Genomic DNA, 12,613 nt, shown 5'->3' on the forward strand with positions numbered 1-12,613 from the left:
CGTCACGACACGCGGGTGGGGCTGCGACGGGGCAATCATCAGCGGCGGGGCAATCGTGCCCGCGGCCGCGCGTGTTTGGGTCGCAAGCGCCATATGTCTGATCTGTCGAGCGATATGAACGAACCGACCGCGCAAAAGGCTTCTTTCCTTCGTACCCGCCAGTTCTTGATCCACGACGGCCGCAAGGCGCGCCGCGTGTCGATCAGCCCGGTCCAGCAGATGCTGACGGTCGGCGCGGCGGCGATGACGCTCTCGCTCACCGGTTACGGCGCGGTACAGGCGACCACTGCCCCCACCGGCAAGGTCGAGGCGATGCAGGCCGAGGTCGCCAAGATGCGCGCCGACGTCGCCGCCGTCCGCGAAGCCGCCAAAGTTCATGCCGCCCGCGTCGAGAAGCGCCAGGCGCTGATCGCCGCGGTGCTGAGCGGCAAGGGCAGCCCCGACGAGCTCGCCGATCTGGCCGAGGCGCCCCGCGCCAAGGCAGAGGCCGCCGCCGCGCAGATCCTCGCCCCGCTCAACAAGGTCGAGGCCCGTCAGGTCGAGTTCGCGATGGCCGCGCGCGAAGCGACCGATGCCCGCGCCGCCGCCACTGCCCGCCAGCTCAAGAAGCTGGGCGTGAAGCCCGAGCGCGTGCTTGCCCGTGCGGGCATGGGCGGTCCGTTCCTGCCGCTCGACAGCAAGGAAGGCGCCGCTGCCGCGGCCGAGGTGAACGCCGACGCGCAGTTCCGCTCGCTGTTCCAGAGCTGGAAGAAGCTCGACACGCTCGAGCAGGCGGTGATCTCGATCCCCTCGCTTCAGCCCGTCGATAACATTTCGCTGACTTCCAGCTTCGGCGTCCGCTCTGACCCGTTCCGCGGTACCGCCGCGATGCATGCCGGCGTCGACATTCCCGGTCCGATCGGCACGCCGGTCTATGCGACCGCCGACGGTGTCGTTCGCCGCGCCGAGCGGGCGGGTGCCTATGGCAATCTGGTCGAGATCAATCACGGCAAGGGCATCGAGACGCGCTACGGCCATCTCAGCCGGATCATGATCGGCGACAATGTCCGCGTGAAGCGCGGCCAGTTGATCGGCCTGATGGGCTCGACCGGCCGTTCGACCGGCAGCCACCTGCATTACGAGGTTCGGATCGACGGCCGCCCGGTCAATCCGCTTCCCTATATGCAGACCGCCGACGTTCTGCTAGGCGCGCAGGACAAGGCGCTGCGTCAGCGTGGCGCGATGGGTGGCCCGGCCAAGTAAGCCGCCCGACGAGTTTTGCGAGGTAGGGGAGGAGAGGGGTCGTCCATTGATGGCGACCCCCACTTCCCTTATCTCCACCCCCATGACCGAAACCGCCATCCAGCCCGAGATCGCGCTCAGCGCGTCTGCCGCCGCTCGCGTCGCCGCGATCGCCGAGCGCCAGAAAAAGCCCGCGATCCTGAGGCTTTCGGTCGAGGGGGGCGGCTGTTCGGGCTTCCAGTACCGCTTCGGCCTCGCCGACACGATCGAAGGCGACGACAGCGTCGCCGAGACGGCGGGGGTCCGCCTCGTCGTCGATTCGGTCAGCCTCGATCTCGTCCGCGGGGCGGAAGTCGATTTCGTCGAATCGCTCGGCGGCGCGGCGTTCCGGGTGACCAATCCGCAGGCGGCATCGGGCTGTGGCTGCGGCACCAGCTTCTCGGTCTGACGCGCGCGTGAAGATCGTCAGCTACAACGTCAACGGCATCAAGGCACGGCTCCCCCGCCTCCTCGAATATCTCGAGGAGCAGGCGCCCGACGTGGTTTGCCTCCAGGAACTGAAGTCGAGCGACGAGACGTTTCCCGAGGCCGATATCCGCGCCGCCGGCTATGGCGCTGTCTGGCACGGGCAGAAAGGGTTCAACGGCGTCGCCATTCTCGCCAAGGGCACCGATCCTGTCGAGCGCAAGCGCGGTCTGGCGGGCGAGCCGGAGGACGAGCACAGCCGCTATGTCGAGGCCGAGGTGAACGGCGTCGTCATCGCCTCGATCTACCTGCCCAATGGTAATCCCGTGCCCGGTCCAAAGTTCGACTACAAGCTGCGCTGGATCGAGCGGCTGTCGGCCCACGCGCTCGATCTGCTGGCCGAGGAGAAGCCCGTCGTGCTGGCGGGCGACTATAATGTCATTCCCAATGACGACGACACCTTCTCGGTCCGGGCAATGGAGAGCGACGCGCTCATGCAGCCGGAGTCGCGGCAGGGCTATCGCCGGTTACTGGCACAGGGTTGGACCGACGCACTGCGCACCCGCTATCCTCGGGGCGGCGTCTGGACCTTCTGGGACTATCAGGCCGGCGCCTGGCAACGCGATGCGGGCTTTCGCATCGACCATCTTTTGCTCAGCCCGACCGCTGCCGATCGCCTCACCGATGCCGGTGTCGACAAGGATTATCGTGGCCGGGAAAAGGCGAGTGACCATGCGCCGACCTGGGTATCGCTGCGCTAAGAGTTAACGGTTTTAAAGGCTCTGCCCGCTAGCATCGTTCACGAGCGATCGCGGGGGCGGGAATGGAAGTGGGTGCATTCGGACTGGCCGCCAATGTCGGCGTGGCCCTCCTGTTCGCGTTGAGTTTCGCGGCGATCGCGATCACCGATCCCGGAGAACGCGCCGCGCGGCGGTTCGCGGTCGCCTATCTGATCGGCATGATGACGCCGATCTGTGAACTGCTGGTCAGCTACACCGGCTATCCAGCGTTTTTCTCGATCCTCGGCTACGCTTCGTTTCTCGCTGCTACGCTGCTCAGCGCGCATTGCATCGCGCGGTTCAATCATCGCCACAGCCCGCACCGCCTGCTTGCCCTGATGTTCGTCGGCGGGATGGTCGTCCGTCTGGCGATCCATGACGGACCACGCAACTGGCTTCCCTATGAACTGGCGTATCAGGCGCCGTTCGCGCTCGCGATGCTGGTGTCGGCGTGGGGCGCATCGCAGGCACGGCCCCGCCGCCTGCTGACGACGGTGCTCACGGTCGATCTGACGGTGATGGCGATCCATTTCCCGCTAAAGGCGCTCGCCGCAGTCTGGCTGGGCTCCGGCGAGACCGAGCGCGATTATGTCGCCAGCAACTATGCCGTCCTGTCACAGGCCTCGACCGGGCTTCTGCTGACCTCGGTCGGGCTCATCCTGCTCCTCCTGGTTCATGAGGCCTCGGTGCTGCGCTCGCGTAGCGAGGCGAATAGCGATCCGCTGACGGGCCTCGACAATCGGCGCGGCCTGTTCGCGCGGCTGGCACCGATCCTCGCCGATGCCGACCGGGACGGGATGCCCGTGCAGGTGGTCCTGTTCGATCTGGACGCGTTCAAGGCGATCAACGATCGCTTCGGCCATGCCGAGGGGGACCGGGTGATCGCCGGTTTCGGCGCGATCCTGCGCGCGCACCTGCCCCAGGGCGCGGTCGCGGCGCGGATGGGCGGCGAGGAGTTCGCCGTGATGGTGCCGGGCATCACCCTCGACAGCGGGTGGCGGCTGGCCGAGCGGATTCGCCACGCGGCCGAGCGGGCGGGCGGTTCGGGCATCGCCTTCACCGTCAGCGGCGGCGTCGCGACGCGCGCGCCCGGCATGGCGATCGAGCCGGTCCTCGCGCGTGCCGACGCCGCGCTCTACGGCGCGAAGGCGCAAGGGCGGAACCGCGTGGTGCGCGCCTCGACCGAGCCCGAGCGCGCGGCGGCGATCATGACGCTCGACCGGACAGGTTGAGCCCGGCAAAACGCGCCGAGCCTTGGGAAAAATCGCCGACTACATGCGTAATCGGCAGTCGCCTCTCCGCTAACTTGTTGTATTTGGGTGCAGCGGTGTCTGGCACGACTAATGCACTCCACCGAACGTCGCCAGCCCCCGTGGCGACGCCAAGTGGAGGAGGACCCAAATGTCGATCATCGCTATCGCCGCACTGTCGCTCGGTTTCGCCGCTCCCGCGATCGTCGAGGATACCAAGCCTGTCGAAGCGCGGCCCGTGGCGGCGGGCGGCTATCAGCCGTCGGATGCGACGCGCGTCTGCATCAAGGACACGCTCACCGGATCGCGCGTGCCGCGCACCGTCTGTGACACGATGAAGGGCTGGAAGGCCAAGGGCGTCGACCCGTTCAAGCGCTGACCCGCGTTCCGCCGCTCCGGGGCGTCGCGTCCCGGAGCCGGCGGATCACAGGTCCTTGCCGAAGATAGTATAACGCTTGTTGATCCGGCTCTGGATCGCATCGGCGATCGCGATCATCCCCTGATTGTCGTCGAGGATCCAGCCGATCTCGCCGCGTGTCGCGCCGTAGTGCGCAACCGAATCGCGGCGGATATATTCGATCATCGTGAAGGCGAGCTGGCTCGCCATCCGCGATGCCTGCAACCGCTTGACCACGCCCATCAGCGGCACGCGCATCGTCCTGGCCTTGGGCTTGCGCAGCCAGAGCAGCAGCTTGGCCCAGCCGAAGGGGAGGAGGCTGCCGTTCAGCGGCGCCACCGCCTCGTTGAGGTCGGGCAGGGTAATCATGAACGCCACCGGCTCGCCGTCGAGCTCGGCGATGCGGATGAGGTCGTTGAAGACGATCGGCTTCAGCTTCTTGCCGACATCGTCGATCTCGGGCTGGGTGAGCGGCACGAAGCCCCAATTGTCGCCCCAGGCATCGTTGAGGATGCCGAGGATGATCGCCGCTTCCTCGGCGAATTTCGACTTGTCGACCTGGCGGATGCGGATGCGCTTGTTCTTTTCGCCCGCCGCGACGATGCGCTGGACGATCGGCGGGAATTCCTGGCTGATGTCGAGGTCGTAGGTGACGAGCTCCTTGGCCGGCGTATAGCCGGCCGCCTCGATCCATTCGCGATAGACCGGCTTGTTATGGCCCATCAGCACCGTCGGCGGATGGTCGAAGCCATCGGTCAGCAGGCCCGGCTGTTCCCAGATCGACAGGCTGATCGGGCCGAGCGCGTGCGTCGTCCCCTTGCCGCGCAGCCATGTCTCCGCCGTCGCGATCAGGGCGGCGGCGACCTCTCCATCCTCGGCCTCGAGCAGGCCCCACTGGCCGCTGCCCGGGCCGAAGCCCTTGTCCGCGGGCATGGTGAGCGCCAGCGTGTCGATATGCGCCGAGATACGCCCCACGACCTTGCCGCCGCGCTCGGCAAGGAAAAGCTGGCCCTCCGCATGGCTGAACCAGCCGTTCTTGGCCGGATTGATCGTCTCGGCCACTTCCTGGCGAAGCGGCGGCACCCAGTTCGGATCGTCGGCGTTGAGCCGATAGGCGATGTCGATGAAGGCGCGGGTATCGGCCTTGGTGGCGACGGGGCGGACCTGGATCATGGTCGTGTCACGTCCTCCCGCAGGGATCCGCTGTCAAGCGTCCGAACGCCGGCAATTGCACGCCAACATATAGCCACTATCTCATGCCAATGCCTGCAACCATGAACATGTTGTCTGTGACCCAGATCGACGCGAGCGGCGTCGCTTCGCGGCGGATGGCCGCGCCGGCGCGTGACCGGCTCGCCGAGGACAAGGCGATGCTGCGCACCGCCGCCGAACTGACGCGCGACCTGCTCAAGCCGCGCCCGGCGATCTACTGGACCGACCTGATCGCGTCGAGCCTGATCGGTTACGGCGCGCTGCTGGCGTCGATGACGCTTGCCTCGACCGGCTGGGCAGTGACGTCGTTCGTCGTCGCCGTACTCGCGCTCTATCGCGCGGCGAGCTTCATCCATGAGGTCAGCCACATCAAGCATTCGGCGCTGCCGGGGTTTCGCACCGGCTGGAACGCGCTGATCGGCGTGCCGCTGCTTGCGCCATCGTTCCTCTATGAGGGCGTGCACAACCTCCATCACCAGCGGACCAAATACGGCACCGCCGAGGATCCCGAGTACCTGCCGCTCGCGCACATGAAGCCGTGGAGCGTGCCGCTGTTCGTGCTCGTCGCCGCGCTCGCGCCGATCGGGTTCCTGATCCGGTTCGGCATCATGGTGCCGGTGGGGCTGGTGAGCCCGAAGCTGCGCGCGGAGATCGACGCGCGCTTCTCGGCGCTCGCCATCAACCCCGACTTCCGCCGCCGCCCGCTGGAGGGCGAGGCGCTGACGCTGTTCCGTCGGTACGAGCGGATGGCGAGCGTGTGGGCGATCGCGCTGGTCGCGCTGACCGTCGTCGGGTTGATCCCGCTCAAGGCGTTCGGCATCTATCTGGCGGCGATCTCGGTCTTGATGATCGTCAATCAGGTCCGCACGCTCGTCGCGCACCTCTGGGAGAATGAGGGCGAGGCGATGTCGGTGACCGCGCAATATCTCGATTCGGTCAACGTGCCGCCGCCGGGGATGCTGCCGTTCCTGTGGGCGCCGGTGGGTCTGCGCTATCACGCGCTCCACCACCTGCTGCCGGGCCTGCCCTATCACTCGCTGGGCGAGGCGCATCGCCGGCTGTCGGGCGTGCTGGAGCCGGCCTCCCCCTTCCACGCGGCGAACTATCGCGGGCTGCCGGGTCTCCTCGCACGGCTGGTCAAGGGTACGTTCGGCATCCGCTAAGCGTCGTCGCCCCGGGCTTGGTCCCGGGGTCCCGCCTCGTCTGCCTCTGGGAAAAGAAGAAGCGGGGTTCACGCGGAGGCGCGGAGCAGTTTCGCTCGTTGCCGCGTAGCGTCGCTCATCGGCCACTCGCAGCCTGGCGCCGCGCCAGTTGTTGAACCGCTACGCGGCCAAGGTGCGTCATCTCCGCGCCTCTGCGCCTCCGCGTGAACCAATTCTTCTGCGGAAGCAGGGGAGGAGCGGGACCCCGGATCAGGTCCGGGGTGGCGGGTCACTCCTCCGTCCGCACCAGCACCGCTTCGCCGATCAGGAAGAAAAGCAGGAATGGTGCCCAGGCGGCGAGGAAGGGCGGGTAAGCGCCCAGATTGCCCATCGCGAGCGCGAAATTGTCGGCGACGAAATAGGCGAAGCCGAGCGCCATGCCGATTACCGCGCGGACGAACAGCTTGCCCGACCGCGCGACGCCGAACGCCGCGACCGCGCCCAAAAGCGGCATCAGCACCGACGACAGCGGTCCGGATAGCTTGTGCCACAGCGCACCCTCCAGCGCCTTGGTCGGGCGGCCAGCGGTGTCGAGTTCGTCGATCGCGCTCTTCAGCTCGCCGAACGGCAGGCCGTCGGCATTGACGCTGGCCAACGTGAACTGGTCGGGGCTGATTCCGTCGCCGATATGGGTCGTGCCGAGCGCCTCGACCTTGCCGGCATTCACGTCGAAGCGGCGCGCGCCCTCGACCCGCCAGCCCTGACCCTCGCGCACGCCCTTGGTCGCGGTCAGGACCGAGCGGAGCGTGCCGCCCTCCCGCACGAACAGCGTGATCCCGGCGATCTGCACCGCCGCCCCGCGCCCGACCGCGAGGCGGACGTTCATGAGATTGTTGCCCTCGCGCACCCAGACGTTGGTGCGATTGCCACGATCGACGGGGAGGGGGCCGTAGTCGACATCCTGCCACGCATCGAGCGTTGCAGTCGCGCGGGTGACGATGCGTTCGTTGAACACGAAGCTCACGGCCGCCACGCCCAGCGCCGCGACGATCAGCGGTGCCAACACCTGATGCGCGGACAGGCCGGCGGCCTTCATCGAGATGACTTCGCTGTTCTGGTTGAGCGTCGACAGCGTGATGATCGTGCCGAGCAGCACCGAGAAGGGCAGGAACCGCGCAATGATCTCGGGTGTGCGGAGGCTCACATAGCGCAGCACCTCGCCCTGACCGTTGCCGGCAAAAGCGAGGATGCGGCCGCTTTCGGAAAGCAGATCGAGTGCCTGGAGCACGAGCACCAGCGCCGCGAGGATCGCGAAGCTGCGCGTCAGGAACATCTTGCCCATGTAGAGCGTGACGGTCCGAGACGGGAAGAAGCTGGTCGCGCCGCTCATGCCATGCGCCTCCGCCCGGGCAGGCGGCGGGCGATGGCGCTCGCGATCTTGCCCACCCAGCGTTCGAGCGCGGCGATCGGCTGGCCACCGGGGACGTAAGCCGTCTGATAGTACATCCAGATCACGAGGCCCGCGAAGATCGCGAACGGCCCCCACAGCGCCAGGATCGGGTCGATCCGGCCGAGGCCGCCCACCGCTTCGCCATATTCGTTCACCTTGTGGTATGTCACCAGCATCACGATCGACAGGAACACGCCGAGCGCCGAGGACGAGCGCTTGGGCGGGATGCCGAGCGCCAGTGCCAGCAGCGGCAAGAGGAACATCGTCGCCACCTCGACCACGCGGAAGTGGAAGGCGGCGCGGCTGGTGTCGCGGATTTCCTCGGTCACGCGCGGGTCCTTGCCCAGCACGACGAGCTCTGGAAGCGTGCGTTCGAGATTGCGGTCGCCGCGCGCGCGGAACTGGCCGAATTCGGGCAGCGGGATAGGCAGGTCGTGGCTGGTGAAGGTCAGCACCCGCGGCTGGACGAAGCCGGGCGAATTATGGACCAGCGCGCCGCGGGTCAGGCGAAAGATGATCGTGTTGGGATCGTCGGTGCGCAGGAACTGGCCCTTTTCGGCGGTGGCGGCGTACCAGCTGCCGTCCTTCGAACGGAAATGGACGAAGATGCCCGACAGGTCGGCGCCGCTGTCGCGGCTCTCCTCTATGCGGAGCGTCATCGCGTCGCCGAAATTGGTGAACTCGCCCACCTTGATCGACGCACCCAGCGCGCCCGAGCGCAGCTCGAACCGCAGCTCCTCATAGGCGTAGCGCGCCTTGGGCTGCACATAGCCGACGATCGCCAGATTGAGCGCGGCCAGCGCGATCGTATAAATGTACGGCACGCGCAGCAGACGCCCATAGCTCATGCCGACGCCGCGCAGCACGTCGAGCTCGCTTTGCGAGGCGAGCTTGCGGAAAGCGAGCAGGATGCCGAGGACGAGGCCGATCGGGATGCCGAGGCCCAGATATTCGGGCAGCAGGTTGGCCAGCATCTTCCACACGACCGCCACCGGCCCGCCCTCGGTCGCGACGAAGTCGAACAGGCGCAGCATGCGGTCGAGCACCAGCAGCATCGCCGCGATGATGAGGGTCGAGAACAGCGGCACCGCGATCAGGCGGGCCATGTAGCGGTCGATCGAGCCCATAGAGAGGTCGGCACTGCCTTTCGCGTCGACGCCCGCCATATGGGGGCTCCGGGCCGGCTATAGGGCCGACCCGGCGCGCTTGTCATCCCCCGGCAGCGGACGCGACCGCATCGCCGAGCGCGGCGAGCGTGAACGGCTTTCGGATCACCGGATCGCGCCCCAGCGCATCGTCGTCGATGTCGCCGGCAAAGCCGGTCATGAACAGGACGCGCAGGTCGGGGCGATGGGCGCGCAGGCTCGTGACCATTTCGGGGCCGGTGACGCCCGGCATCAGCACGTCGGACAGAACGAGGTCGACATTGGCCATGCCCCCCAGCGTATCGGCCGCTTGCGCCGGATCGTCGCACGAGACGGGGCGATGGCCGAGCTCGCCGAGCGCGGCAACGACGGAGCGCAGGACGCGCGGATCGTCCTCGACGACGAGAATATCGCGCCCCGTGGTGGCGGCTTCGGCGACGGGCGCGTCCGGGGCGCCAGCCGGGGCTTCCGCCGCGGCGTGATGGCGCGGCAGGTAGAGCGAGACCGACGTCCCGCGGCCGGGTGCCGATTCGATGCCGATCTCCCCGCCGAAGCGGCGGACGGTGCCGAACACCTGGCTGAGGCCGAGGCCGGTACCGCGCCCGACCGGCTTGGTGGTGAAGAAGGGCTCGAACACCCGCGCCTGGATATCCGGGGTCATACCGTGGCCGGTGTCGGTCACGACGAAGACGACGTGATCGCCGGCACCGCATGCGCCGACCTGTCCCGCGGTCAGCGTCATCGCCCGTGCGGCGATCGTCAGCGTACCGCGACCCTCCATCGCGTCGCGCGCGTTGACCGCCAGGTTGAGGATCGCGTTTTCGAGCTGGTGCCGGTCGGCCCAGACGCGCCAGCCGCGCGCGTCCCCCGCCACCTCGATCCGCATCGCGTCGCCGAGTGTGCGGTCGAGCAGCGGTGTCATGCCGGCGATCAGCGCGGGCGGATCGATCGCCTCGGGCGCGACGGGTTCGGCACGGGCGAAGGCGAGGAGCTGGCGGGTGAGCGCGGCGGCGCGCTGTGCGCCCTCCGTCGCGTGGTCGAGGTGGCGGGCGACCCGCTCATCGATCGCGGGCTGTCGCCGCGCAAGCTCGATCCCGCCGATGACGACCGCCAGCATGTTGTTGAAATCGTGGGCGATGCCGCCGGTGAGCTGGCCGATCGCCTCCATCTTCTGCGCCTGGCTCAATTGCGCCTCTGCCGCCTCCCGCTCGGCCTGTTCGGCGCGCAGGCTTTCCGTGGCAGCGGCGACCGCGGTTTCGAGGCTGGCGGCGCGGGCGCGCTCGGCGTCGGCCTCGTCCGCGGCGGCGCGGCGTTCGGCGATCGCGCGGACCAGATGCCAGCCGAAGAACAGGCCGATCCCGAGCAGCGCGATGCCGAGGAGCAGCAGCCCGCCCGCCAGCCGGTTCGAACGCGCGACGCTGGCGTCGAGCTCGATCGAGCGCGCGTCGAGCAGCAGCCGCTCGGCCTCCATCGTCTGGCCGAGCAGATCGTCGATCCGGCGCAGCGCCACGCTGTCGCGCGCGTCGTAGAAGGCGGCGATCGCCCGATCGGGGCTGCGCTCGCCCGCGCCCGCCGCGATCACCGACAGTTCGCGCCCGCGATCGGCATAGGCGCGTTCGAGCGCGGCGATGCGCGCGCGCTGAAGCGCGTTGTCGCGCATCATCCGGCCGAGCATGTCGAGCTGCCGCCCCGCCGCGTACCATTCGCCCGCGAAGCGCACGCCCAACTGCCGGTCGCCGCTGATGACGTAGCGGCCGAGCGACGCCTCCGCCTGCGCCAGGTTCTCGCCCAGCGAGCGGGCGAGGATCATCACCTCGAAACTGTGCGAGCGCCGCTCGATCGCGCGGTCGCGGGCGGCATTGGAATCGAGGACGGTGGTGACGAGGCCGACGGTGACGCCGATCCCGAGCACGAGGATCAGCGCCAGCACCCAGCCGCGCCAGTCCTCGGGCAGCCAGTCGGGCCGGAAACGGCGGCGGGCGGCCGCTTTCACGCGCGCCGCCCCCCGGCGATCAGGCGATCACGCCGACGGCGCGTCCCGCCTCGGCGAACATCGCGGTGATCGCCTCGATCTGTTCGGGCCGATGCTCGGCGCAGAGCGAGCAGCGCAGGAGGAACGTCCCCGCGGGCGTCGCGGGCGGGCGCGCCATGTTGACGTAGAGGCCGGCCTCCAGCAGCGCCTGCCACATCACCACCGCCTGCTGCTGGTCGGTGAGGATGACGGCGATGATCGCGCTGTCGGCCTGTTCGGTGCCGAGCTTGAAGCCCAGCTCGCGAAGGTTCGCGTGGAGCGTGCGCGCGTTGCGCCACAGCCGTTCGCGCTTCTCGGTCGCGGTCATCAGCTTGGTGATCGAGGTAGCGGCGGTGGCGACGACGCTCGGCGGCAGGCTGGCGGTGAAGATGTACGGGCGGCAGGCGAGGCGCATCACCTCGAACTTCGGGTGGTTCGACACGCAGAAGCCGCCGACAGTGCCGACCGATTTCGAAAAGGTGCCGATGACGAAGTCGATGTCGCGGCCGAGTTCCAGCCCCTGTGCCTCGTAGACGCCGCGGCCATGCTCGCCGAAGAAGCCCATCGAATGCGCTTCGTCGGAAAGCGTCATCGCCCCGTGCTTGCGCGCCACCGCCACCATCTGATCGAGCGGGGCGAGGTCGCCGAGCATCGAATAGACGCCCTCGAGGATGACGAGCTTGCCCGCATCCTTCGGCAGGCGGCCGAGGCGCTTGTCGAGATCCTCGACCGAATTGTGGCGGAAGCGCACGACCTCGGCATTGCCGAGCGCGCAGCCGTCGTAGATCGAGGCATGGCTGTCGGCGTCGAGGATGATGTAGTCCCCCTTGCCCGCGATCGTCGAGATGATGCCCAGATTGGCCTGATAGCCGGTCGAGAACACCATCGCATGGTCGGCGCCGTAGAAGGCGCGCAGCGCGTCCTCGGCCGCCACATGGTCGCGGAAGGTGCCGTTGAGCATCCGGCTGCCGTTGGTGCCCGACCCGAATTCGTCGAGAGCCGCCTTGCCCGCCGCAATCACGTCGGCATCGAAGGTCATGCCCATGTAGTTGTAGGTGCCGGCCAGGATCGTCGGCTTGCCGCGGATCACCGCCTCGGTCGGGGAATGTACCTCGTCCATCACGATCGCGAAGGGATCGCGCACGCCGGTCGCCAGCAGCGCCTCGCGCTCGGCGATCAGGCTGTCGAACTTGGAGAACAGGTCGCGCTTCGGCTCGGCGGCGGGAGCCTCGGCGGGCAGCTCGTGCGCGGTGGCGGCGGCTTCGGTCATGGCGGGGTTACTCGGCCTTCAGCTTCTGGACGGCGTCGACGAGCTGGCCGACGGTCTCGATCTCGGCCTGCATGTTCATGGTGATGAGGATGTCGAACTCGTCCTCGATCGCGGCGACGAAATCCATGACGGTCAGGCTGTCCCATTCGAGATCGCCGGCAAAGGTCGTTGCCTCGGTCAGCGCGACGCCCTTTTTGTTGAAGGGCTCGATCTGGGCGGAGACGGTGTCGAAAACGGCCTGGCGGTCGGACATTCGGGGTGTTCTTTCCTT

General features: G+C 68.0%; 12 protein-coding genes. 6 read left to right on the forward strand and 6 right to left on the reverse strand.

Going from position 1 to position 12,613, the window contains the following annotated elements; translation table 11 throughout:
- Positions 1-114: 114 nt before the first annotated feature.
- The 5 genes from FHR19_RS03205 (at position 115) to FHR19_RS03225 (ending at position 4,094) form a co-directional block, all read left to right on the forward strand.
- Complete coding sequence (locus tag FHR19_RS03205) at positions 115-1,242, forward strand: M23 family metallopeptidase (protein WP_184024209.1); 1,128 nt, start codon at positions 115-117, stop codon at positions 1,240-1,242.
- An 82-nt stretch (positions 1,243-1,324) separates the two neighbouring features.
- Entirely contained in the window at positions 1,325-1,669 is a 345-nt protein-coding gene (gene erpA, locus FHR19_RS03210; protein WP_184024212.1) for an iron-sulfur cluster insertion protein ErpA, read from the forward strand.
- Positions 1,670-1,676: 7 nt separating this feature from the next.
- Positions 1,677-2,447, forward strand: coding sequence for an exodeoxyribonuclease III (gene xth / locus FHR19_RS03215; protein WP_184024215.1), 771 nt, complete (start codon positions 1,677-1,679; stop codon positions 2,445-2,447).
- 62 nt (positions 2,448-2,509) lie between these two features.
- On the forward strand, positions 2,510-3,697 hold the full coding sequence (locus FHR19_RS03220) for a GGDEF domain-containing protein (protein ID WP_184024218.1): 1,188 nt from the start codon (positions 2,510-2,512) through the stop codon (positions 3,695-3,697).
- Between the two features lie 169 nt (positions 3,698-3,866).
- Positions 3,867-4,094, forward strand: coding sequence for a hypothetical protein (locus FHR19_RS03225; protein ID WP_184024221.1), 228 nt, complete (start codon positions 3,867-3,869; stop codon positions 4,092-4,094).
- Positions 4,095-4,139: 45 nt separating this feature from the next.
- Here the strand turns inward: FHR19_RS03225 and FHR19_RS03230 are convergent, their stop codons facing one another.
- Positions 4,140-5,285, reverse strand: a complete 1,146-nt coding sequence (locus FHR19_RS03230; RefSeq protein WP_184024224.1) for an N-acetyltransferase — start codon at positions 5,283-5,285, stop codon at positions 4,140-4,142.
- Between the two features lie 101 nt (positions 5,286-5,386).
- On the opposite strand from FHR19_RS03230, the gene FHR19_RS03235 reads away from it, so the two are divergent.
- Complete coding sequence (locus tag FHR19_RS03235) at positions 5,387-6,487, forward strand: fatty acid desaturase family protein (RefSeq protein WP_425505932.1); 1,101 nt, start codon at positions 5,387-5,389, stop codon at positions 6,485-6,487.
- A 268-nt stretch (positions 6,488-6,755) separates the two neighbouring features.
- Here FHR19_RS03235 and lptG read toward each other — a convergent pair whose 3' ends face one another.
- The 5 genes from lptG to FHR19_RS03260 all read right to left on the reverse strand — a co-directional run bounded on the left by lptG (position 6,756) and on the right by FHR19_RS03260 (position 12,595).
- On the reverse strand, positions 6,756-7,856 hold the full coding sequence (gene lptG / locus FHR19_RS03240; protein ID WP_246359269.1) for an LPS export ABC transporter permease LptG: 1,101 nt from the start codon (positions 7,854-7,856) through the stop codon (positions 6,756-6,758).
- Complete coding sequence (locus FHR19_RS03245) at positions 7,853-9,043, reverse strand: LptF/LptG family permease (RefSeq protein WP_184025810.1); 1,191 nt, start codon at positions 9,041-9,043, stop codon at positions 7,853-7,855. The genes lptG and FHR19_RS03245 overlap by 4 nt, the downstream gene beginning before the upstream one ends.
- An 82-nt stretch (positions 9,044-9,125) precedes the next feature.
- A complete protein-coding gene (locus tag FHR19_RS03250; protein WP_184024227.1) occupies positions 9,126-11,054 on the reverse strand; it encodes an ATP-binding protein in 1,929 nt (642 codons plus the stop codon).
- 19 nt (positions 11,055-11,073) lie between these two features.
- On the reverse strand, positions 11,074-12,342 hold the full coding sequence (gene spt / locus FHR19_RS03255; protein ID WP_184024231.1) for a serine palmitoyltransferase: 1,269 nt from the start codon (positions 12,340-12,342) through the stop codon (positions 11,074-11,076).
- Positions 12,343-12,349: 7 nt separating this feature from the next.
- Complete coding sequence (locus FHR19_RS03260; protein ID WP_184024234.1) at positions 12,350-12,595, reverse strand: acyl carrier protein; 246 nt, start codon at positions 12,593-12,595, stop codon at positions 12,350-12,352.
- Positions 12,596-12,613 lie beyond the last annotated feature (18 nt).

Origin of the sequence: Sphingomonas yantingensis, from assembly GCF_014199325.1 — a bacterium.
Lineage (GTDB): Bacteria > Pseudomonadota > Alphaproteobacteria > Sphingomonadales > Sphingomonadaceae > Sphingomonas > Sphingomonas yantingensis.

What these genes read in the sequence shown, in the direction of transcription:
- spt (WP_184024231.1), bottom strand. Translation starts at nt 12,342, where the DNA reads ATGACCGAAGCCGCCGCCACCGCGCACGAGCTGCCCGCCGAGGCTCCC.
- FHR19_RS03235 (WP_425505932.1), top strand. Translation starts at nt 5,387, where the DNA reads ATGAACATGTTGTCTGTGACCCAGATCGACGCGAGCGGCGTCGCTTCG.
- FHR19_RS03260 (WP_184024234.1), bottom strand. Translation starts at nt 12,595, where the DNA reads ATGTCCGACCGCCAGGCCGTTTTCGACACCGTCTCCGCCCAGATCGAG.
- FHR19_RS03225 (WP_184024221.1), top strand. Translation starts at nt 3,867, where the DNA reads ATGTCGATCATCGCTATCGCCGCACTGTCGCTCGGTTTCGCCGCTCCC.
- FHR19_RS03230 (WP_184024224.1), bottom strand. Translation starts at nt 5,285, where the DNA reads ATGATCCAGGTCCGCCCCGTCGCCACCAAGGCCGATACCCGCGCCTTC.
- lptG (WP_246359269.1), bottom strand. Translation starts at nt 7,856, where the DNA reads ATGAGCGGCGCGACCAGCTTCTTCCCGTCTCGGACCGTCACGCTCTAC.
- FHR19_RS03220 (WP_184024218.1), top strand. Translation starts at nt 2,510, where the DNA reads ATGGAAGTGGGTGCATTCGGACTGGCCGCCAATGTCGGCGTGGCCCTC.
- erpA (WP_184024212.1), top strand. Translation starts at nt 1,325, where the DNA reads ATGACCGAAACCGCCATCCAGCCCGAGATCGCGCTCAGCGCGTCTGCC.
- FHR19_RS03205 (WP_184024209.1), top strand. Translation starts at nt 115, where the DNA reads ATGAACGAACCGACCGCGCAAAAGGCTTCTTTCCTTCGTACCCGCCAG.
- FHR19_RS03245 (WP_184025810.1), bottom strand. Translation starts at nt 9,043, where the DNA reads ATGGGCTCGATCGACCGCTACATGGCCCGCCTGATCGCGGTGCCGCTG.